Source organism: Chloroherpetonaceae bacterium, assembly GCA_033763895.1.
In the GTDB taxonomy this organism is placed as follows: Bacteria; Bacteroidota; Chlorobiia; order Chlorobiales; family Thermochlorobacteraceae; genus JANRJQ01.
This window is the reverse complement of the sequence record JANRJQ010000004.1, coordinates 1-21903: the sequence shown is the minus strand read 5'-3', so window position 1 is coordinate 21903 and position 21903 is coordinate 1. Positions and strand designations below refer to the sequence as shown.

Annotated in this window: 16 protein-coding genes and 1 riboswitch; of the genes, 6 read left to right on the top strand and 10 right to left on the bottom strand. The window is 41.5% G+C overall.

What is annotated here, in order from left to right; all coding sequences use genetic code 11:
• Positions 1-2: 2 nt before the first annotated feature.
• Complete coding sequence (locus SFU91_00760; GenBank protein ID MDX2127548.1) at positions 3-650, top strand: STAS domain-containing protein; 648 nt, start codon at positions 3-5, stop codon at positions 648-650.
• Positions 651-693: 43 nt separating this feature from the next.
• A complete protein-coding gene (locus SFU91_00755) occupies positions 694-2166 on the top strand; it encodes a sodium:solute symporter (protein MDX2127547.1) in 1473 nt (490 codons plus the stop codon).
• A gap of 55 nt (positions 2167-2221) precedes the next feature.
• Here SFU91_00755 and SFU91_00750 read toward each other — a convergent pair whose 3' ends face one another.
• The 3 genes from SFU91_00750 to SFU91_00740 form a co-directional block, all read right to left on the bottom strand.
• The gene (locus tag SFU91_00750) at positions 2222-4963 is read right to left on the bottom strand and encodes a T9SS type A sorting domain-containing protein (protein ID MDX2127546.1); all 2742 of its coding nucleotides are present in this window, start codon (positions 4961-4963) and stop codon (positions 2222-2224) included.
• Between the two features lie 95 nt (positions 4964-5058).
• Entirely contained in the window at positions 5059-5667 is a 609-nt protein-coding gene (locus tag SFU91_00745) for a hypothetical protein (GenBank protein ID MDX2127545.1), read from the bottom strand.
• A 205-nt stretch (positions 5668-5872) separates the two neighbouring features.
• The gene (locus tag SFU91_00740; protein MDX2127544.1) at positions 5873-6916 is read right to left on the bottom strand and encodes a GTP-binding protein; all 1044 of its coding nucleotides are present in this window, start codon (positions 6914-6916) and stop codon (positions 5873-5875) included.
• A gap of 105 nt (positions 6917-7021) precedes the next feature.
• Positions 7022-7277, top strand: a riboswitch (cobalamin riboswitch).
• Positions 7278-7374: 97 nt separating this feature from the next.
• On the opposite strand from SFU91_00740, the gene SFU91_00735 reads away from it, so the two are divergent.
• Complete coding sequence (locus SFU91_00735; GenBank protein MDX2127543.1) at positions 7375-8457, top strand: hypothetical protein; 1083 nt, start codon at positions 7375-7377, stop codon at positions 8455-8457.
• 28 nt (positions 8458-8485) lie between these two features.
• Here SFU91_00735 and SFU91_00730 read toward each other — a convergent pair whose 3' ends face one another.
• From SFU91_00730 to SFU91_00710, 5 genes are all read right to left on the bottom strand, one after another.
• Positions 8486-11008 carry a TonB-dependent receptor gene (locus tag SFU91_00730; protein ID MDX2127542.1) on the bottom strand — a complete coding sequence of 841 codons (2523 nt, stop codon included), beginning with the start codon at positions 11006-11008 and terminating at the stop codon, positions 8486-8488.
• A 10-nt stretch (positions 11009-11018) separates the two neighbouring features.
• A complete protein-coding gene (locus tag SFU91_00725) occupies positions 11019-12512 on the bottom strand; it encodes an HTTM domain-containing protein (GenBank protein MDX2127541.1) in 1494 nt (497 codons plus the stop codon).
• Positions 12513-12594: 82 nt separating this feature from the next.
• Positions 12595-13590, bottom strand: a complete 996-nt coding sequence (locus SFU91_00720; protein MDX2127540.1) for an imelysin family protein — start codon at positions 13588-13590, stop codon at positions 12595-12597.
• A 198-nt stretch (positions 13591-13788) separates the two neighbouring features.
• Positions 13789-14982: a hypothetical protein gene (locus SFU91_00715; protein ID MDX2127539.1), complete on the bottom strand. Its 1194-nt coding sequence runs from the start codon at positions 14980-14982 to the stop codon at positions 13789-13791.
• Positions 14983-15130: 148 nt separating this feature from the next.
• Complete coding sequence (locus tag SFU91_00710; GenBank protein MDX2127538.1) at positions 15131-16675, bottom strand: ATP-binding protein; 1545 nt, start codon at positions 16673-16675, stop codon at positions 15131-15133.
• 77 nt (positions 16676-16752) lie between these two features.
• On the opposite strand from SFU91_00710, the gene SFU91_00705 reads away from it, so the two are divergent.
• Both SFU91_00705 and SFU91_00700 read left to right on the top strand, forming a co-directional pair.
• Entirely contained in the window at positions 16753-17454 is a 702-nt protein-coding gene (locus tag SFU91_00705; protein MDX2127537.1) for a YggS family pyridoxal phosphate-dependent enzyme, read from the top strand.
• Between the two features lie 214 nt (positions 17455-17668).
• Positions 17669-18502: a DivIVA domain-containing protein gene (locus SFU91_00700; GenBank protein MDX2127536.1), complete on the top strand. Its 834-nt coding sequence runs from the start codon at positions 17669-17671 to the stop codon at positions 18500-18502.
• Between the two features lie 24 nt (positions 18503-18526).
• Here the strand turns inward: SFU91_00700 and SFU91_00695 are convergent, their stop codons facing one another.
• A complete protein-coding gene (locus SFU91_00695) occupies positions 18527-19462 on the bottom strand; it encodes a zinc dependent phospholipase C family protein (protein MDX2127535.1) in 936 nt (311 codons plus the stop codon).
• A 6-nt stretch (positions 19463-19468) separates the two neighbouring features.
• Positions 19469-20113, bottom strand: coding sequence for a deoxynucleoside kinase (locus SFU91_00690; protein MDX2127534.1), 645 nt, complete (start codon positions 20111-20113; stop codon positions 19469-19471).
• A 155-nt stretch (positions 20114-20268) separates the two neighbouring features.
• Between SFU91_00690 and pruA the strand changes: the two genes are divergently transcribed.
• A complete protein-coding gene (pruA, locus tag SFU91_00685) occupies positions 20269-21849 on the top strand; it encodes an L-glutamate gamma-semialdehyde dehydrogenase (GenBank protein MDX2127533.1) in 1581 nt (526 codons plus the stop codon).
• The last annotated feature ends 54 nt before the right edge of the window (positions 21850-21903 follow it).

Genomic DNA, 21903 nt, shown 5'->3' with positions numbered 1-21903 from the left:
CAATGAAATTTTCATTAGACACCAAAAAGGACCTTACGATTTTCAAGCTTCTTGAAAAGCGGTTAGATACCACCAATCACATTGAATTTAAGACTGAGATTCTTGCTCTCGTCGAAACCGGGATGCACCCCTATCTCGTCATCGATCTTGCACAAGTGGATGCCATCGATTCAAGTGGAATCGGGGCGCTTTTGGTGGCGCACCGCCAAACCATTTCGCACGATGGATTTGCGGCACTGATTGGCATTCGTCAACGCGTGCATGATCTTTTGCACATGACCAATTTGGATAAGCAGCTTTATATCTTCAACTCCATTCAAGAAGTTCTAAACAACATCGAAACGGTGGACGAAGATGACAATCCGATTCCAAAAACTCGCGGTAGAAAAAAATCAACTGTCGTGGTTGAGGATGAAGAAGATACTTTGGAAGGTTTACCGGAATTGCCGGACGATGCCCTTGCCGGAGATGATTTAGATGCCCTTCCTGTTGCTGACGATGTCGAGGTTCCGGAATTCCCTGATGATGACGAGGATTCGCCCAAGCGTGGAAAGAAAAAAGGAAAGAAGCCCGCAAAGGCTGCAAAAGGTGCAAAAGCTGAAAAAGAAAAAGCACCAAAAAAAGCGGCTTCAAAAGCAAAAAAGAAATAACGAATCCCTTCCCCCATATTTCCAATTAACAAGAAGAATCAATATGCAATTTACCGGCTTAGATTGGCTTGTGCTTTTTCTGTACTTGGGCGGTGTCGCGGTGTTTGGTTATTGGATGGGTGGCGCGCAGCGCTCGGCAAAAGATTATTTCCTTTCGGAAGAAAAGATTTCGTGGCTGAAAGTCGCGATGGCCATTGTGGCGACTGAAACTTCAGCCGTTACCTTCATCTCTGTGCCGGGTATTGCTTTCAAAGGCTATTGGAGTTTCCTTCAACTTGCTTTTGGATACATCGTGGGTAGAGTGGCAGTGTCATATCTCTTTTTGCCGAAATATTTTGAAGGTGAATTAACAACCGCTTATGCCCTCATTGAAAAGCGTTTTGGGGTCGATGTTCGAAAACTCTCTGCTGTAACCTTCATTATTACACGTTTGTTTGCCGACGGCGTCAGGCTTTTTGTCACGGCGATTCCACTCGCGCTGATTTTTAGAGGTTACAAACTCTTTGAAGGCATTTCAGATTCAGAAATTTATATCGCCTCGATTCTCATTTCTGCGCTTGTAACACTCTTCTATGTCGTGTTGGGAGGAATTCGTGCTGTGATTTGGACAGATATCATTCAACTCGTGATTTACCTCCTTGGCGCCGCAGTTGCGATTGTGATTCTTTTCGAAAAAATCCCGAACCCCACGGAATCGCTTCATTTGCTCAATGAAGCGGGGAAGTTTTCAATTTTCGATTTCTCACTCAATTCCATTTTCACTTCACCCTATAACTTTTTTTCAGCGTTCATTGGCGGGGGAATTTTTGCGATGGCTTCGCACGGCACTGATTACATTATTGTTCAACGGCTTTTTACAACGGGAACGCTGAGCGAAAGCCGCAAAGCCTTGATTGCAAGCGGTGTTATGGTTGCCGTTCAATTTGCTCTCTTTCTTTTCATTGGCTCTCTCCTTTATGCCTTCTATGGCAATCTGACGATTCGCACCGATGAAATCTTCCCTAAGTTTATCATTGAATATGTGCCAAGCGGGTTTGCGGGGCTTATTATTGCTGGGCTTTTGGCTGCGGCGATGTCCACCCTTTCAGGATCAATCAGCGCCATTTCAAGTTCTACTGTGTATGATCTTTATGCCAATAGCAAGTGGGGAAGCACGAAGTCGGAAGCTGAAAAACTTTCTTTATCGAAAAAGGTGAGTTTGATATGGACAGCAATTCTTACGCTTTCCGCCATTTCATTTCTTGGAATGCAACAGTCAGTTGTTGAAGTGGCGCTTTCAATTGCCTCTTTTACTTACGGCGGGCTTTTGGGGCTTTTTTTATTGGCAGTCATGAAAAAGCGGTTTTCAAGTATTTCCGTCGCAATCGGATTCGCGGCATCAATTCTCGTGATGATTTATATCATCAAATTTACCCCACTTGCTTGGACAACTTATACCGTGATTGGATCCGCAACGACCGTTTTTACCACATATCTATGGAACTTCGTAGCCTTCAAAACCCAATCAAGAAAGTAATTAAAAAAAGGCGCCCGAAAGCGCCTTTCATCATAATAATTATCGAGTTTCGCTCTTACTTCACCAAAATCATTTTCTTGCTTCCGGTGAAATTTCCTGCAGTGAGTTTATAGAAGTAAACTCCGCTCGAAAGGCCTGATGCGTTAAAAGGAACACGGTAAGTTCCTGCATTTTGGCGGCCGTTGACAAGTGTTGCCACTTCGCGGCCGAGCACATCATAGATGGTTAAGCGAACTGCGCTTGCTTCAGGCAATTGATATCGGATGGTGGTGGTTGGGTTGAACGGATTCGGATAATTTTGCGCGAGTTCGAATTGGCGCGGACTTAGAGCGTCATTTTTCGCTGAGAGTGGCGCGGCAAATTGAAAGCGTGTCCATACAGGATAGTGGTCGCTTGTAGTCGAGAGATAATTGCCCACATAGTTGGTATTCTCAACACGCTGAGTGCTATCAAGATGAAGTGAGAAGAGTTCGTTGGTGATGGTAATGTGGTCAAGGAAACTGCGGCTGCTGTAAGACTTCAATCCGCGGTCACTCAAAAATCGGGTTACGATTCTATAGTTCGCAGAGTCGTTGAAGAAGTTTAGGAAAGGCGAATTGCTTTGATTGAATGTGGATGTCGGGATCTCATCGTTATAGTCACCGAGAATAATCAAATTATCAGAAGCGCGGTTGGCATCTGCCCAACTTTTGAGTTGCTGATAATCCGTAACGCGTCGGGCATAAGAATCGCCGTCGTCTAAAGCTTTGGCATGAATATTGACGGCTCTGACACGATACTTTGAACCACCAAAATTATAATCGAAAGTAAATTCATAGGGCCAACGGCCGGTTGCCCAATCGCCGGTCGAAAAAGTGAAAGCGGCACTTACTGAATCAATGGTTGATGATTTGAATATATAGGCTGTTTTTTGTTGTTGTGAAATGGGGGCGATAAAGCCACGATAGCCTGCCGACCTGACGGAATCAAGAAGCGTATTAAAAGCGCCTGCTTCACTGATTTCCTGCAAGGCGTAAACATCGGCATCGATGGTTCGAATCACGCGTGCCGCATTCGCGATTTGCAAAGCGCCATCGGTGTAGCCGCTTTGAGCGGGAACCCCAAACCATTTTAAGTTCCAAGTGACGATTTCAAAAGTCTGGGTGCGAGAAAGAGATTCTCTTGGAATTACAAATGGAACAACTCCCAAATCAGCCGTTGAACGCGGAAGAACTTGAAGAACATTGTTGAATCGTCCAACAACTCCAATCACATCCGTTGGCCACGCCGGTGTGGGGGCATTCACCAAATTGGTTTGATTGCTGATTCGAATAACGACACTGCCTGAGGCATCTCTAAGTGTATAATTGGCATTACCGCCGAAAGATCCATTAAAGATGTTTACGTTGTTTTGGTCATAAAGTGTACCATTCTGAATTCGAACCAATTGGCCTGTGATGGCATCTGAAATTTGGGCGGTTGTTACTGTTTTTGGTTCAATAAAACGGGGATTGTCTTTGATTAGTTGAAAGGTGATGCCAGCACCGGATATTTGTCGGAGACCTGAACCAGCCGCTCCGCCACCGGTGAATTCAGAAATTGGGCCTGTGATAATTAATGAATCGCCAACTGCAGATTGCGTGTTGAGCGGGGTTTCAAACGCGACATAACCGCCTGTTCCATCTTGAAAATAGACCGGGCTGCTGGGTTTGCCGCCGTCGGTCACTCTTCCTGCAATGGTGACAACAGTTCCTAAAGGCAATCCGGCAAGTGAAGAGATAGGTCTTATTGCTGAAATTTGGCCTTGAACATTGAGAATAAAATTTTGATTTGTGCTGTCGTTGCTTGAAAAGGTCACTACCGTTTGAAAGAGAGAACTATCGGTAGGCGTAAAAGAAATCACGAGGCTATCGCTTGAGCCCGTGGCGATTTTCTCGAGCGAGGTCTTGGTAATTGAAAAAGCGGTTGTGTTGGAATTCGTGATTGATGAAACAATGAGTGTATCAAATCCGGTATTTCGAACTTGTATTGTGGCTTGAAGGGTTTGCCCAATGTTTTGTGGAACAAATGAGTAAGTGCCGTTGGGATTAACTTCCGTGCTTGCGACACGCACGCGAAGCCGAGCCCCGTTGTCTATTCGCAGTGAATTGATATAAGCCGTGTTATTCGCATTGTTGCCTTGCCCAAGTGTGTAGCCTGTTCCAACGACGGCGCTTGACCCATTAAAATCGGCAAGCGACTGAGTGGGATTTGTGGCAACGGAAAAGGGATTGGAATTGCTCACAGCAGAAGAAATTAATTTTGGCCCGGTAACGCTCGTAAATTGTGCCCCTGCGGTTCCAAAAGCATAAGAATGAATATTTCCTGTTACGCCGGCCGTTGGGCTGCCTGAAGATTTAATTTGTACAAAATCGTTTGTGGAAAGGTCAAAGGTTGCTGTTCCGCCATCATTTGTAAAATAGGTCGTATTGGTAAGACCAATATCTAAACTGTAATCGGAACTTGTGATATCGGCGGCTGTATTTGAATTTGCTCGAAGTATAATTAAAGTTCCTGAAGGGACACTTTGCCATACGGGGTTGTTATTGAAAATCAATTTTCCTCCACCGTCATTAGCCATATTCGAAGAATAATCTTTAATGATCATGCCTCTCATATCCAAATTGTTCTGAATAACCAAGAGTTCGACGGCATCACCTGTACCATTAGCTGTATTGGTATAAAAAACTTTATTAATAACAACACTTTGCGCGAAAATGGTGCAAGTCAAAGTGAGGATGATGAAGATAAAAAGGCCAAGCTTATATGAATTGCGCATAAATTGTGATTGTTCGAGTCAAAAAAAAGTGAAGCAAGTTAGTGGCTTATTGTCTAGATTGAAAATTAACATATTGTAACTGCTGATGGCCAATGTCAGCGTAAATGGGGAAGCTCTTTTGAAATTCCTTGAAAGAAAGCGGAATAAAGCTTTTTGCCTTGAAGTTTATCCGATTTTACCACAATACCCTTTTCATATCGCTCTCGGACAATGGAAAGTTTAAGCTCAGTAAGCCCTGTTTCGATTGGTTCATAACTGAATGAAATAATATACCGATAATAAAACAGCGTTTCTTCTTGTGCCATTGTTCCTCCCGTCACACGATTATCCATCATATAGTTGCTTCGCTCGCCAACTTGATTTTGCTGCTCAAGCACAGCCTTTATAACCAAGAATAAAAAACCTATCGCTAAAATGATGCCAAGTATCCCTAAAATCGCCTCTGCCACCGAAGGCGCAAAACGTCCTGATTCCGCCTGCTCTTCCGCTAAAAGCTCTGGCGAACTCTTTTCGGCTGATAAAATGCCTCCTGAAAGATCGGAGGCAAGAATCGAATAGCCTTCATTTAAGAGGTAATGCACTGCGGCACGGTGAAGCGTCGCGGTATCTACTTTGAATCGTTGTGTATCGTGTGGCTTTGACGAGTCTAAATTTTCAATAATCGAACTGCATCCTGTGAGGCTTAGCGGCAAAAGTGAAATCACGATGAGATGAAAGCAATAGAGAAAAAACAAAAAAGGGGAAAAGCGCTTAAATCTAGAAACAATGAGCGGAGGTGTTTTCTTCGAAAAATTTTGATGGTTAGATTGATGACCTCCCTCGTCGTTACGATGTTCACACAGTGAAATGAACTGAGCGGGGGTTTTAATACTTGACCAATTGGAGAAGGCGATGAATTGAATTAATGAGTCAATCACGCGCCAAAAGAGATGAGGTTGAATAATCTTTGGTGCTTCGGCAATTTAAAAGTGATGCTGTCAGCAATTCCTTTTGAGAATGGATATGCTTACCGATAAAAACCAATTGATTTGGAATCGATTTACCTTCCCGAGGGGCGTCTTCAATTGCATATCGGCCAAAAGCTGAGTTTAAAATGACTGTTGAATCCTTTCCTTCCAACCAAAGCGAAATGATTCCTTTCACTCGCCAAACATTGCTTGGTAAAGATTCGACAAACAATTGCAGTTTTTCTAAATCAAAACTTATTGGGAGATGAAGTGTGAAATTCTCAATTCCTTCAAGCTCAAAGTGATGATGAGAATGATTGTGGGAATTTTCAAAGTGCTCTTCTTTAGAATCATGAATATGAACGTTCTCTTTAAACCCGATTTGCGTTTTGGGTAATTCTGTTTCTATGGAGATAGGGCTCTCTGTGCCGAATAAAATTGAAATTGGAACTTCTTCCTTCAAATAAATGTGTGCTTTTGGATTTAGTTGATGAATCAACACTCGTGTATTTTCCACCAATTCTTCGGATGCTTCGTTATTTTTGGTAAGTAGCAGAATATTTGCGGCTTCAATTTGCTCTTCAGCAACATCCACTTCCTTTGATAAGCGTAAGAAATTTTTGGTATCCACTACCGTTATCACGGAATCCACCCAAAAGCGCGGGTTGAGAATGGAATAAAGGAGTGATATAGGATTTGCGACGCCGGTGGTTTCAATGACAATCAAATCGGGTGAAAGTTTGTGAGCAATTTCATCCAAAACTTCGATAAAATTTTCATTCACTGAGCAGCAAATGCACCCGTCATTCAGCTCAAACATCTCCACAGAAAAGCCGGAAAGAATTTTAGCATCAATCGAAACTTCACCGATTTCATTCATAATAACGGCGATTTTCTTTGTTCCGCCGTTGGATTGCAAAAGCTCCTTTAAGAGCGTTGTTTTTCCGCTTCCCAAAAAACCTGTGACAATGATGATTGGAATTCGTTTTTCTTCCTGCTGAGTCATAAAATTAAATTTCAATGAATTTACAAAAAGTCTTCTGTGAGAACCTTCATTTTGAAATGACTATCGTAAATTTGAGTTGGAAGGAAAAATGATTGAATCTTTTTTTCATGTTCTTTATGATTTGGTCGCATGTTTATGCATGCGTGAAAAGGGAATTCGAAATATTGGCTTTTTGCCTATAAGAACGGAACTGTACCCGCAACTGTAGTTCGCTTGATGTTTTTCTTAGACCTTGCGCCCGTAAGGTAAAAAGAGGCATCGCAAGCATTTCACTGAAAGTTCACCAAAAAACTTTTGGGAAGAAATGACTTGCATCTTTGAGCGATGAGTCAGGAGACCTGCCAAATCGTTGCGGCCACGTGTTTTTATAAACAAGTTGGAAGGTTACGGGAAGATAATCTGGATCGCACAATTCAAATAACTTCAATCCAAATCGTTTAATTCACTAAGGAGAAACTATGACGAATACTATCCAATTCGCGCGGCTATATCGCGTGATTGCTGCATCTTTTTTTATTCTTTTCTTTGCAGCATCATGCAAAAACACGATTGATTTTGATCCAATTCCTGAAATTAGACCCTCGAAGGGCGTCTATGTTTTGAATCAAGGGCTTTTTCAAGGAAACAATGCAACGCTCACTTATTATGATATCGATTCCAATAAAGCCGTAACAGATTTTTACGAGCAAAAGAATGGAAAAAAACTTGGTGATACCGGCAATGACATCGCAATTTATGGTTCTAAAATGTATGTAGTCGTTAATGGCTCAAGTCGTTTAGAGGTAATTAATCCATTTACGGGTATTTCTCTTAAAACAGTGCCTCTTTTTGATAGTTCTTTTACAACCCCGCGTGCGAGGTCACCAAGAAAAATGGCTTTTGGCGATGGATTTGTTTTTATCAGTTGCTATGATGGAAGCGTGGTAAAGATTGATACAATGTCTCTTTCGGTGGTGGCAATTGGAAGAGCGGGTTCAAATCCTGAAGGAATCGCTTATGTAAATGGAAAGCTCTATGTCGCAAATTCAGGAGGGCTAAATTTCCCGAATTATGACAGCACCTTATCGATTCTATCAGCAACTTCGCTTGCGACACTTAAAACGCTCACTGTACGAATTAATCTCATCGGTGTTCAACGAGATGCATCGGGTGATGTTTATGTGGTTTCACAGGGAAATTATGGCGACATTCCGCCTCGGCTCTTTGTAATTAATACCTCTGCCGATACAATTAAACAACGATTTGATATCGACATTTCTCAAATTGCAATTTCAGGGGATACGCTTCTTTTCAATAGCAATTCAAATATTGGATTGCTAAGAGCTTCGACAAAGCAAATCCTTACGCAAAATTTTATTTCAGGCTCACAATTTGGGTATGTCTATAACTTCTCTAGAGATGAGCAAAATGGGAAGATTTATGTCAGCGATGCAAAGTCATTTGTGGTAAGTGGGGAAGTCACACGGTTTTCTGCTCAAGGCACAAAGGAAGCCACTTTTGCAACAGGAATAGTGCCGGATGGCATTGTATTTCTTAGGTAAATGTCTTAGAAAAGAATTATTTCAGCAACTATAATGAGGCTGAAAAAGTAAGGAAGAATGCTCGCCCGTCGGCAGGGATAATTCCGGGTCCCGGATAGCTCTCAGCACGGCGGGTGTAGTAAAATGCATCGGTAAGATTATTCACGCTTCCCTCAAAAGTGAAGTCTCCAAATGAATATCCAAATGAAAAATCCAATACTTGATAGCTCGGGATTAAGCCGCTGACGGCGTTTCCGGTTCCTCGTCTTGTATTGGTCGCGTCGGTAAAGTGTTCATCCACAAAACTGTATTGCAAGCTCGCCCGAAAGCCACTGTTCCGATAAGTAATTCCGCTTCGCAGTGTAAGCGGAGGAATCAATTCCACTTCATTTCCAACAATCGTCGAAAGTACGGCGCTGACATACTGGCCTTGTTGAATCGAAAGATTGGAAAACACAAGAAGGTTTTCGTCTTTATTTCCGATTCCAAAGAGTCGAAAGAGGTCGGCTTCGAGAAGCGATTCCAGCCCGATGGTTCTTGTATCGCCAACATTGGTTCGGAAACGGTAGTCGTTGAAAAGCACCGTATCGGTAAGAAGTAAATTATTGATTCGGTCTTGATACCTTAGGAGATAAATGCTGACATCAAAAATGAGCACATCATCAAGATTTCCCCGAAACCCAAGCTCGGCATTAAACCCGCGTTCATCGGTAATGTTAGGGTCAACTCGAAAGTTAGGGTTATCAATGCGCAAATCGCTGAAAGTAATCGAGCGAAAATTTTGAGAAAGATTTCCATACACTTCGAGATCGCTGCTCAAAGAATAGCTTATACCACCGCCAAAAAAAGCGAAGTCGCGCTCGCGAGAAAACACTTCATTCGTTCTTCTATCGGCGATGATATTGCCAGCAAAGTCAAACGCTCGTTCGCGAAAATATCCTTGAGCCCCTGTATTAATGTACTCATAACGAGCACCAAGGGTAATTGAAATGGAAGGTGAAAATCGAAACAGTTGCTCTGTGAAAAGAGAGACATTTTTATTTGGAAAACGATAGTCTGAATTTTCTAAGTTATCGGGGTTCAGGAAAGTGAAGTTTGGTGCACCGGTAGAATCGGCATCGCCTTGTCTTTGCAAAGTAGTTCCGGAGTATAATCGAATGCCAAAAAGCGAAACCGAGATTTGATCGAAGAGAGGAAATTTATGAATGAGTCGGGTTTCATTACCGATATTTTCATATTGTCCTTCAATCAGTGTGCGATTGAAAGAGCGATCGATACGCGGAACAAGATCAAGCCGGTTAATATTATCTAAATTTCCCAAAGAACTTCTTGAGGAAAGAAGTCCAAAGGTTCGGCTGTCAAGTTCCGTACTGCCAGAAAACCGATAATTCATCAACAGCGATGCCACTTTCCAATCGATGCTGAACCAATTTCGGGGTCGAAATGATTGACGGGCATCCCGCTCAAATTGCGAATCGGTGAGCCCGCCCGGCTGCTGAGCAAGGTAAGTCATGTAAGTGAGGTCAACTTGAACTTTCAATTCCGGTAGCGGGGTGAAAATGAATGAAGAAAAAGCGGTGTGAACATCGAAGCCGGAATTCGGCCGCCACCCATCTCCCCGCTTAAATTGATAGAAGCCATAATAATTGAGTGTACCTAGCGAACCACCAATGCTGTTAAAGGTATTGAAAAACCCAAAAGACCCGCCGCTCATCCTTGAGGTAAATTCAAATGCCTTTTCTTCAGGACCTCGCTTAAAGATAAAGTTCAACATTCCGCCAAATTGTGTTCCGTATTGAAGCGAAGCAGCGCCGCGAATCACTTCGATTTTATCTAATGCTTCCGCAGGAGGTGTGTAGTAACTTTCAGGATAACCCAAGGCATCGGCGGAAATATCGTATCCATTTTGCCTCACATTAAAATTCGAAGAGCGGTTGGGTGAGAGACCGCGAGCACCAATCGCCAATTGAATTCCGGCGCCGTCATTTTCCCAAACATTCAACCCCGATATTCGAGAGTAAATTTGCCGTGCGTTATTGGTTGCCAAATTGGCGGTGAGATTTTCAATGCTAATTACTTCAGATTTTTTTGCTTCATAAATAGAAGTGCCTTCCACTGAACCCAAACGATTGGTTGAAAACTTAACCCCTCGATTTCCTCGCACCAACAACTCTTTCACTGAAACAGCTTTTGGATTCAGAAAAACTTTTTTTGTTTCAAGAAGTGAAGAAAAATCGAGAAGCGCTATCGTTCTTACCTCATATCCAATGGCACTGATACGAAGTGAATCAGGGAGATCGATGGGTTTTGAAAAGGTGAATCGACCGGAAAGATCTGTAATGCTTGTTTCTTTATTTAGAATCAAACGGAGTATCGCCCCGGTAATTGGCTCATTTGTATCTCGGTCAATCACTATCCCACTGATCGATTCAACTTTATCATTTGTTGTAAAATCACCGGGATTCGCCTGTTGAGTAGTTCCTCTCAAATACGAAAATGGAATTAAAAATACGAGACTCAATAAAATTCGTATCGAGCGTAACACACTTAAAGTTTTAAAGCGTAATAGCATTGAAAGAACATTAGTATGGATAAGGGAGTACCCACTTTTTTTCAAAAAAATTCTCAGTTTCAAGGGCAAGATTTCGTGTAGAATCAATAAAGAGCTGACTTGGCCGACCGTTTAAGGTGACATAAACTTCCGCCCGAACCTCAGGATTTTTCATTCCTTTTTGGCTATAATGATTATGAAGAAAATGTGCAAATTCTAAAATCATATCCGGTTGAAAAGACATTTGCTTTTCTTGAGTAGCATTCAAGAATTCACGATTTATCACCATTCCTTCTCGACCGGTGGTTGAATCCTTCACATAAAAAGTGGCTTCACCCGATTTTTCCATAAGCATCACGCGCCAAGAAAACCGATAACCATTTTCTGTCCAATAAAGATTTCCTGAATACAAAAAGCTGCGGAGAGGGATGAGAATTTGAAGCGTGATGTAACTGAAAAAGAAAAATTGATGAATGACTGAAAACCCTTGTTGTAAGGGATGATTGATACTTTTTGAGGTATAAATAAAAAAATTTTTTGATTCAATCCAAAACACAAGACGGTCGTGAAATTGGTGATGAAAAAAGAGCGGGGTAGAAAAAATCATCACCAAAGGAAATAAACCAATCGGAAATAGAAGGCCTGTAATGGAATGAAAAAGAACAACGGTCGCATAGGCGAAAAATTGGGTGCGTTTCCAGAGAAGAAAAAATACAATCAATGTATCAAAGAGCATCCCTGCCCAAGAAAAAACAAAAGCAGTTTCCACATAAGAAAAGATCGAACCAACAAGCGGAAGATCGTTATGTGCCGGTAACCAAATGCGTAGTGGAAGCGCGTCAAATAGCCAATCCGCATTCATTTTTGCAATCCCAGCAAAAAAGTAAACACATCCGATTTGAAGTTGTAATAAAATTAAGTTCCAACGAGGAAGCCGAACTCTATAGCGTTCCGGTTTGAGATAACAATCGATGGATAGCCGTGAATGGGTGGGTATCACAATCAAAAGAAATACCGTTAGGCTTACAAAATAATAGTGATTCAGATAGTACGCTTTGTCAAGAAGCTCGAAATAGTTGAAGAGAATAAAAAAGCAAACTGTGGCAATTCTGTAATAAAACCCAATGAGAATTAATAATGCAGCAAGCGTCATCAATCCATACAAACCATAAAGCATAATTGGTGGTAGGGGCTTGACCCAAGAAAAGCCATAATAGCTGAAATGAAAAACCGGCGAAATGTATTGATCGTCAATCCAGCCTAAGATTATAAACCGAATTGAACTAAAGACTAAGGCAAACCCAAAGAGTACTCTGAAGACAGCAAAAGGCGCTGATGAAACAGGCACGGTTAACCAAGCGAGCAAGTTCCTTTGGGCAGTCAATTCTTTGCTTTGATTTCGTTGTTGGACTTGGCTATGAAATGAGTGAATCAATGAAAACACTGAACGCACACCGAGCATTTTGCTTTGCGTGCGTTCAGTCAGACCTTGAGAACGAAGGAATTTTTGATTGACTTTCTTCATTCTAAATCATATCCGTCAAAATGAATTCAATCAACATATAAAATCGTAACAGCAATTAACCCAAGAAAAAAACGGTATGAATTTAATCCCCATCGTTACTGCTGAATGTAATTGTTAGTCCAAGGAGTGACGCCATATCCGATTTGAAATAGCGGGTCATTCTTTGGAGTTCCGTATGAACGGTGTTTACTGAATTAAAATTGGAAGAAATTTGAGTTTGAAGAGGCGACGTGCCAAGCGCATTTATCGCCGTTCGAGTGATTTCGAGTTGTGCTTTTGTGCTTGAAATAAGTGCTTCACCTCCTGTAACTGTTGAAAGGTACTCTTCAAAGCCGATTCCCGCATCTCCGGAAAGCGTTGTTCCTTCCCAAAGTTGAACCACCGAAGTGAAATGTGATTTCGCAAAATCAGTAGAGCGACCGCTGTAATAAGCTTCTACCCTTGAAGGTTCGGTTGAAACTTGACCGGCACGTTTTCCAAGCGGCACACCAAATTTGAAGTTTTTAAGATTTTCATAACTCGCGACAAAACTGTTGAAAAGTTTCGTCGTCGAACTCGCAACATCCGTTCCGGTATTGATAATAAATTCATTTCTGTAAGTGTTTTCCCATTGGGTTCGGGTTGAGCTGATTCGGTTACGTAAATCACGCACAATACTTCTAAGATATGCTCTTCGATTTGCACCTGCAGATCCGGTAAAGGAATTAACCAATTCGGTGTTGCCGGGTTTCCCAAACAGCAAGTACTCGATTGCCAAAAAACCCCGTGTATCACGATTAAAATTATTGAGAGAGGAATCTCCTGAAGAAATATATGCTTCGGTTTGAGTTGTGTTTATCGGATAAGTCCCAATGTTTTGCAAAAGCGTCCCTGATGAGGTTTCAGCTGGCCCAAACTCAAAATGCTGCGCATATTGCCAAGCATCATACGCATTGATCCAAGCGGTTTGGGCGGATACAAGCGATTCACTCGTAGGTGAATTCAGAAATGAAGAAGTGGTTGTATCTAAATTTTGAGTCAATCGATCAAGATCTTGATAAGCGGGAAGGATATAATTATCGGCGAAGTTTCGGAGCATTGCTTCGCGCTCAAATTTGCTTGATTCACTACTGCTGCTCGAGCAGGAAGAAACAAAAACCAGTATTACAATGAGGGAGTAATAAGGTTTCAAAGAGAGTATAAGATTTTTGAATTGATACATGTTTAATCTTATAAAATCGGGGCAAGCATAATTTCTTGCCCCTTTGGTTATATCAATGAAAAATTACAATGCGTTTTATCGGCGATTTTGATCGGCTACCCAGTTTCTTCTAAACGATTCAATTTCAGAATTGGTAAAACCATAGATCTCTTGCAAGCGTTCAATAACGCCGAGATTGGGATCGTTTCTTCCATCTAATCGATAAAGTTGCGCTGTCGTTGGTGTAGCGCTCAATAATTGGTATGCCGTTGATGTGCTGTTGTAAGGTGCTCGTAGGAGCGAGAGGATTTCATCGCACTGAGCGTTTGTGATCCTTTTATTTCCTTCTGAAATTGCGCGAAGCCCATAGGTAAATCCTACACATTCACCATAAGCATGCATTGCAATTGTAATGGCACTATCGGTTCTGTTTCCCGAGTTCAATGTTGATAGTGTGGTATGGCAGTAATTGATGACTGTTGCAGCGATAACTTTTTCCCAATTCAGTCGGAAATCGGCAAGAGCTTGATCTCTTTCCGTTGTTCTACCCGCTTCGATGGCAGCGCGAGCTGTAATTAAATTTCTGCGAATTGATGAGTAAAGGCTATTTGCATTCGTTGTATCGCTCCGACGAGCAGCATAAACGGCACTAAAACGATCACGCTGCGGATCGCTATTTTTTTCATTCGAACGGAATCCGGGCTTTGCACCGAAAATTTCAATTAATCGATCAATCGACGATTTGGTAAGCGTTGTTGCTGCCATTACGGATAAAGCATGCTGATACATTGCGCCAAAAAAAAGACCCTTTTCGACGATTTGTTCATGCTCTAGCACGTTTTCATCGTAAAGGTAACCGGTTTTAAAATTTGGTGCGTTTGATGTGGGAATCACGCCACCAGTAGAACCCGAAGCCGGGGCATTTTCCCAAGGAAGGCGAGCTGCTTTTCCGGAAGAAGCGGCTAACTCGCGAATACTATTTTCAACCACAGAAGTAAATCCAGAGGCGGTTACACTACGAAGCGTCGTTCCGTTCCAAAGGCCTAATAAGCGAGATTCGGTGACTGTGCTATCCATATTTCTTCCAACTTGCATCGCACTGGTTAGAGTTGCTAATTGGGTTCGAACTGAAGATTCCGCAGTAACTGATGCGGAGTAACCTGTAGAGTCATAGACGGCCGGAATTTCTAATTCAGGAGTTACTCCCGTTTCTTCTTTGCACGAAGAAAGAAACATCGTAACAAATAAAAGCATGATTGCTTGGCTCAAGAACGATTTTGATGAAGGCATAATCTTGAATAAAATTAAATTAAGCATTATTTAGACTTAATCTAATTTAAGAATTTCACTAATTTCTACAAAACCGGTATGTCGTTTTTTACAAAATGAATTCGAATTACTGATGTTGAATTGGAAGGTAGGAGACTTAAGGGAGAGTTTAAGAGAGTAAATCCATTTTTGGAATTATAATTGATGCAATAGCTCCCTTACCGTTGCTTTTATTTTTGATTTCGATTTCACCTCTATGAGCTTGAATGATTTCACGAACAATGTATAACCCTAGTCCCGTCCCACCTGTTTTGGTTGAATAAAAGGGAGTAAATAGTTTTTCTTGAAATTCACTTGGAATCCCATCACCGGTATCGGAAATTTCTATGCGAAGCCCTTCATCCTCTTCACGAAATAGTACGATTGGATGTAACTCATCATAAACTCCGGTTTCATAATGAGTCGCCTCAAGCGCATTTTGAAATAAATTGGTTAAAGCTCTTGTGAATTGGTGTAAGTCAAGATTCGCGTAAAGATTTTTGGGAGGTTCAGTTGAAATGAGTTTGATAAGGCCAGTCCCGATTTCGCGGTCTTCATTAAACTTCTGTATCGTTTGGTTTAAGAATGGAAAAATCAAAGTGGGCTTAAATTCAATCTTCGAGAGCTTTGAAAGTGAGAGATAATTGGAGACGATTGCACTCAATTTCTCAATTTCTTCACGAAAAATATATAGCTGCTTTTTTGCTTTATCATTCAGTTGCTCAGGGAGACTGTCTTCAAGTAAGTCAAGATTAAGGGTTAAAGAATTGAGTGGGTTTCGAACTTCGTGTGCGACCGCGCCAGCGATTTTGGCCATTGCTGAAAGCCGCTCGGCATCGATAACTCGATCACGCATTTGGCGAATCTCCGAGGCATCTCGAATCACAAGCACATACGCGGGTTCTTTCTCACTTTCAGCGTCAATAATTGAAACTGATAGAGACGCCGGAATTATCGATTCGTCCGCTCTTCGTAAGGTGAGTTCTACGCCAAAAAGCTTTCCCTTTTTATCGGCTTCACGCATCATCGCGCGAAAATCACCGTCATGAACCGTTAGCTTTTCAAGTGATTTCCCAAGAAGCATCACGGGTTTGTAGCCAATGAGCTCAGCGGCAGAAGCATTCCACAATCGCACCCTTCGTTTTGAGTCCAACAGAGCAATGGCATCAGGGGAGTTTTCAAGTAAAGAGGTGATGAATCGCTTCTGTTGCTCGAGCTTTTTTCTAGTTTTATACAACTCGTCGGCAATTTCATCTGCCACAAGCATATCTGCAGTTTCAGATTTCATGATTTCAATCTCATAATCATACGCAATTTCTACAAGGCTCTCCTCAAGCATCGTGGTAATGCGTGTAGCGGATGCCCCTGCAAAAAAAGGTGCACTGGAAAGTTTTTGAAGAAGTGTTTTTTTCGCTACAAGCAGCAACTTAATTCGCTCATCGATTCGTAAGTCCTCCAAGAAATCACGATTCTTGATGAGGCACTTTTTTAGATATTGATTCGTTTCTTCTTCTAAATCAGCAATTAATTCTGTGAATATATGCTTGTAAAAATCGCGGAGTTCTTTTTCACTGAAGTTTTCAAGTGTATAATTAATGCTTCCTCCCAAAAGCAGCACCGCTTCGCGCGTCAGTTCTGAGAGTGAATCTTTTAGGAGTGTTATTTCACGGCGCATAAAAACAAGGCAAAAAGCAGATTTCGAGAATTAAACGAGTTCTTATATAAATAATCAATTTACTCTGTTGTAAATCAATGATTAAAGACAATTTGAGTTCCATAAAAAATCGAATTCGTGACGCAGAGTTTCGCTTCGGAAGGCATCAAGAAGAGGTGCAACTTATTGCGGTTTCTAAAACCAAATCCGCCGCTGAAATCAGCGAGGCGTTTACATCAGGTCAATTTCATTTTGGTGAAAACTATGTTCAAGAACTTCAAAAAAAATCTCAAGACCCAAACATAGCGTCATTAAACCTTTGTTGGCATTTTATCGGACACTTGCAGTCCAACAAAGTGAAAGCGCTTTTTGAAACACCGATTTATTCAAAGCTTCATACGATTCATACGGTTGACCGCGAGTCACTTGCAAAAGAAATCAATAAGTACGCGCTGAGAAACCACAAACCGATGAAAATATTGATTGAAGTAAACAGTTCACGAGAAACGACGAAGAGTGGCGTTTTACCCGAAGATCTTCTCGGTTTACTGAAAAGCCTTAAGCAATATGACGGTTTAGAAATTGAAGGACTTATGACAATCGCTTCGCCGGAAATTGAATCGGCACGCAGTAACTTTAAAATGATGCACGACCTTCTTCTACGAGGTAAAGCGCTTTTCAATGAACCTCACAAATTTGCTCGTCTTTCGATGGGAATGAGCAATGATTTTGAAGATGCAATTCAATTTGGTTCAACTGAGGTTAGGTTAGGAACAGCGATATTTGGCGAGAGAGTTTAGTAATATTTACAAGACCTTATAATGCTCAATTCAATGAGACTTGAAGAAAGGTTCTCAAAAGCAGTATCTTAAGATTCGATGTGAATTGTGAGATATAAATTTGTAACAAGTTGCTCTCGTTCGTCTCAATATCTTAGCTTCTACCGGCGATTGAATTAACGATGCTTCTCAGATTGAATATCACTTTTGTTCTATGATTTAAACAAATTTCAAAATGGCGATAAGATTAACACCGATTGAAATCAAAAAGCACGAATTTCGAAAGGCAATGATGGGTGGTATAGACCCACTTGAAGTTTCCTCTTTTTTGGATACCCTATCAAAGCAATGGGAATCGCTGTTAATCGAATTGGAGGATGAAAAAAAGAAAAATGCGCAACAGGATGCCGAAATAAGAAGGTATCGTGAAGTGGAACAAATGCTTCAACAAGCCTTGCTTCAAGCGCAGCAATCATCAGCAGCCACTATCGAAAACGCAAGAAAAGAAGCTGAAAACATCCTTAAAGAGGCGAGCCTTAAATCAAAAGAATTAGAAGATGATGCTAAGCAAAAGGTATTCAAACTATCGCTTGAAAATGAAAAGCTGATCCAAAAGAAATTTGAAACGCTAACAAAGTTGAAGATTTTTCTGCAAAGCGAACTCGAAGTGCTTCAAACATTTTCAAATAACGAAGAGCTTTTTGCGACTTCTCCCCATAAAGTTAAACCTAGAGAAAAAAGTGAGCAAGGAAACGGTCCAGTTACAACTGCCTCACACTTAGAGAACTTGCCCGCAACTTCAAATGTAGAAAACCAATTGTATGAAACGAGTTCACAAAAGAAAGAGACGTCATTCTTTTCTACTCAAACACCGATTCCTGTTTCTCAAACGGAACAGAAAAAAGGCGCAAGCGAGAGTGGTGAATTTGGGGCGACAACTGCGTCAATCATAAACCAAGAGAAAGTTCGATTGGAGCAATTTTCACCAAAACCTGAAAAAAATGAGGAGCCGCCAAAGCCGAGCTCCAGAAAACTTTCTTTGGATGATATTCTAAACGAATTGGATTAAGGAATTTAGTAATGATTAAGCAAGTTATAAATTGCTTAAATCGGGCTTCCCCGCGCGAACCCACGCGGTAAACCAAATCATCGCAACACGCTCCGCACTGATTTCAAATCGAGACTCAACCATTCCATTCATTTCTCCCTTGAAATGCTCGTAATAGAAGGGCGAGTATATTTCTCGCTTTCGACCTTCGCGGCCGGTGACAATTTTTTTTAGGGAATCGCCGGAAAGCCCCTTTTGTGCCGCAAGATCACCTTTAAGAACCGGTGAGCAAAGAAGAAAACTTTCACGAGCCCATTTCATACTTTCTTCAGTGATATTTTCAATTTCCTTGAAGGATGTGTATTGAAGAAGGCTATCAGGTAAGGGGCGAGCTTCATAATGCCGCATAAATCGCTCCGGGTATTCGGATTCCCAACGACCGTGAATCCCGTTTTGCCCCGTTAGTTGCCCGTCATAATTCTCGGTTGCATGAAGGGGAACATTGCAATCAGCGACATAATGACCTACATTCGCAGCAAAAAATAAGATTCGCTCGAGATCCTTTTTTTGAAAAGCAAGCGTTAGGCTATCAGTAAAATTTGAAATCCTCCACGGTACAAGCCCGTTCGCTCTTAATGAATCCTCTCCATACTTTTGTTTTGCATCTTCCCACCGAACCGGTAAATCAGGAAAAGGAAACTTCCCAAAGCGATCAAGATCGATATAATGCTGCGGGCCTTCCGTCGGATCAATTCGGCGGCGATCGTCGGGGTCGACGGCGTGTTCAATCAAAAATTTTTCATGCTTCCTGAAAAAATTAAAAGCTGAAGCGGGCATCACATTTTCTAATCGATTTATGGCCAGTCGATGAATTTGTTTGTGAGCCCAAAACCCCCATACGACTGGCAAAAAGGAGAAGCTCATAAGCAGAAAAGCGAATATGAAGATGATAATCGGTAATCGTTGATGCTTAATTTTCATTCGTTTTTAATTTGAATGTTCATTTGAAAAGAGTCCAAAGAGTTCGTTTTCAATCCGTTGAACCACCAAGTTGTAATCGGAAGGATTTTCAACAAAGTCAAGTGATTCAGTTTCTATAACTAATTTGCGACCGTGATTGTAGTTATTGTACCATTGATCGTAATAGTCGTTTAGGCGTTGTAAGTAATCGAGTTGAACTTTTGATTCATAATCACGGCCGCGCTTTTGAACATGAGCAACGATTTTAGGGATTGAAGCCCTAAGATAGATTACCAAATCGGGTGGAGTCAAAAGGCTCACAAACTGTTGATAAAGCGTACGATAGGTCTCGTAATCCCGTTCACTCAAAATGCCCATATCAAAGAGGTTACGCGCAAAAATTTCAGCATCCTCATAAATCGTACGGTCTTGTATGCATGAATCGGATTCGGTTAAAATGTGTTTATGTTGGCGAAATCGCTCAATAAGAAAAAAAGTTTGATGATTAAAAGACCATCGTTTCATATCGGAAAAAAAATCAGGGAGGTAAGGATTCTTATCAGCATTTTCAAAAACCGCTTTCCATCCAAATCGCTCGGAAAGCAAACCGGTCAATGTTGATTTTCCTACACCCATATTTCCAGCGATGGCGATGTAACGCTTTTCAGACATAATTCAAACGAACTGTGTGGCAAAGATTTGAAGCGCCAAAAGTAACGAAAAATTTTGCCCCACTGAAGTCAAGTGAATTATTCGCACAAATTTAAAATGGAAGTATAATTTGCCGTGCGTCAGTCAATTTCACACAATTAAAAAATCAAATTAATATGCCATCGAAGTCAACAAAGGTAAAGCTTTCGCCTTTTGTCAATGAAGCGCCAACGAATTTTTCAAATCCAAAGGAAGCCGCAGCTATGAAAAAGGCTTTCGAAAAAGTACGCGCTCAATTTGGAAGGACGCATTTTGGAAGAATTGCAGGAGAAAAAATCAGCGCAAACACCGATTTTCAATCAATTAACCCTTGTAATAAAAAAGAGGTGTTAGGTACTTTCCCTAATCATACAGAATCTGAAGCAGAAAAGGCATTGATGGCTGCAACAGAAGCATTTCAAAGCTGGCAAAAAGTCCCGGTCGAAAAAAGAGCGCAATATCTCTTTAAGGCGGCAGCCTTAATGCGAAAGCGCAAGCACGAGTTTTCCGCTGCTTTAGGCCTTGAGATAGGCAAGAATTGGGGCGAAGCTGATATGGAAACAGCTGAAGCAATTGATTTTCTTGAATTTTATGCGCGCGATGCATTTAAGTATCAAGGCCCGCAGGCAGTCGTTAAATCGCCGAAATGGTTGGGCAAAGAAGAAAATCAAATGATTTACATTCCATTAGGTGTAGGTGTCTCACTTCCGCCGTGGAATTTTCCCTTAGCGATTCTTGGCGGGATGACCCTTGCACCGATTGTTATGGGGAATACAATGGTCTTAAAACCTTCACCGGATGCACCATTCATTGCCTCAATGTTTATGGCGTTGATGGAAGAAGTGAAATTGCCAAAGGGTGTTTTGAATTTGGTCTATGGCGGTGCGGAGGTGGGTGAAGCGTTGGTTTCAAGCCCTCTTACTCGGTTTATATCTTTTACCGGATCAAAAAATGTAGGATTGCGAATCAACGAAGTTGCAGCAAAAACACAGCCCGGTCAGCGGTGGATGAAGCGGCTTGTCGCTGAGTTAGGTGGAAAAGACGCCATCATTGTTGACCGCGAAGCCGATCTCGACGCGGCCGCGCAAGGAGTGGTACAATCGGCCTTTGGCTTTTCTGGTCAAAAATGCTCAGCGTGCTCTCGTGTTTTGGTTGATGAAAAGGTGTATGACAAGTTTCTTGAAAAACTCGTTCCAAAAGTTGAAACCATTAAAATTGGTGATGCCGAGCAAAATGCTGTGATGACTTCTGTTTCAAGCGAAAAGGCTTTTAAGAAAGTCTCAGAATACATCGAGATTGGAAAGCAAGAGGCTCGGTTATTGACGGGAGGTCAGTATCGTAATGAAAATGGTTTTTTTATTGAACCTACGGTGTTTGCGGATGTGCCGAAGGATGCCAGAATCGCACGCGAAGAAATTTTTGGTCCAGTGCTTTCAATTGTGAAAGTGAAAGATTTAAATGAAGGTCTTGAAGTTGCCAATAGTTCCGAGTATGGACTGACTGGAGGCGTATTTACAAAAAATAAGAAAAAGCTTGAGCGTGTCCGAGAAGAAATGATGGTGGGAAATTTGTACTTGAATCGAAAAATTACTGGCGCATTGGTAGGTGTTCATCCCTTTGGAGGATTTAATATGAGCGGCACCGATTCAAAAACCGGAGGAAAAGATTATTTGCTTTTATTTGTTCAGGCGAAAACCATTACAGAACGAATCAACTAATCATACATAAGGCACTTACGATCATAAAATCAAAGAGAGGGTACCCCCCTCTCT

Coding starts and splice junctions, on each gene's coding strand:
- SFU91_00760 (MDX2127548.1), top strand. CDS start 3: ATGAAATTTTCATTAGACACCAAAAAGGACCTTACGATTTTCAAGCTT.
- SFU91_00755 (MDX2127547.1), top strand. CDS start 694: ATGCAATTTACCGGCTTAGATTGGCTTGTGCTTTTTCTGTACTTGGGC.
- SFU91_00750 (MDX2127546.1), bottom strand. CDS start 4,963: ATGCGCAATTCATATAAGCTTGGCCTTTTTATCTTCATCATCCTCACT.
- SFU91_00740 (MDX2127544.1), bottom strand. CDS start 6,916: ATGACTCAGCAGGAAGAAAAACGAATTCCAATCATCATTGTCACAGGT.
- SFU91_00735 (MDX2127543.1), top strand. CDS start 7,375: ATGACGAATACTATCCAATTCGCGCGGCTATATCGCGTGATTGCTGCA.
- SFU91_00730 (MDX2127542.1), bottom strand. CDS start 11,008: ATGCTATTACGCTTTAAAACTTTAAGTGTGTTACGCTCGATACGAATT.
- SFU91_00725 (MDX2127541.1), bottom strand. CDS start 12,512: ATGAAGAAAGTCAATCAAAAATTCCTTCGTTCTCAAGGTCTGACTGAA.
- SFU91_00720 (MDX2127540.1), bottom strand. CDS start 13,590: ATGCTCCGAAACTTCGCCGATAATTATATCCTTCCCGCTTATCAAGAT.
- SFU91_00715 (MDX2127539.1), bottom strand. CDS start 14,982: ATGCCTTCATCAAAATCGTTCTTGAGCCAAGCAATCATGCTTTTATTT.
- SFU91_00710 (MDX2127538.1), bottom strand. CDS start 16,675: ATGCGCCGTGAAATAACACTCCTAAAAGATTCACTCTCAGAACTGACG.
- SFU91_00705 (MDX2127537.1), top strand. CDS start 16,753: ATGATTAAAGACAATTTGAGTTCCATAAAAAATCGAATTCGTGACGCA.
- SFU91_00700 (MDX2127536.1), top strand. CDS start 17,669: ATGGCGATAAGATTAACACCGATTGAAATCAAAAAGCACGAATTTCGA.
- SFU91_00695 (MDX2127535.1), bottom strand. CDS start 19,462: ATGAAAATTAAGCATCAACGATTACCGATTATCATCTTCATATTCGCT.
- SFU91_00690 (MDX2127534.1), bottom strand. CDS start 20,113: ATGTCTGAAAAGCGTTACATCGCCATCGCTGGAAATATGGGTGTAGGA.
- pruA (MDX2127533.1), top strand. CDS start 20,269: ATGCCATCGAAGTCAACAAAGGTAAAGCTTTCGCCTTTTGTCAATGAA.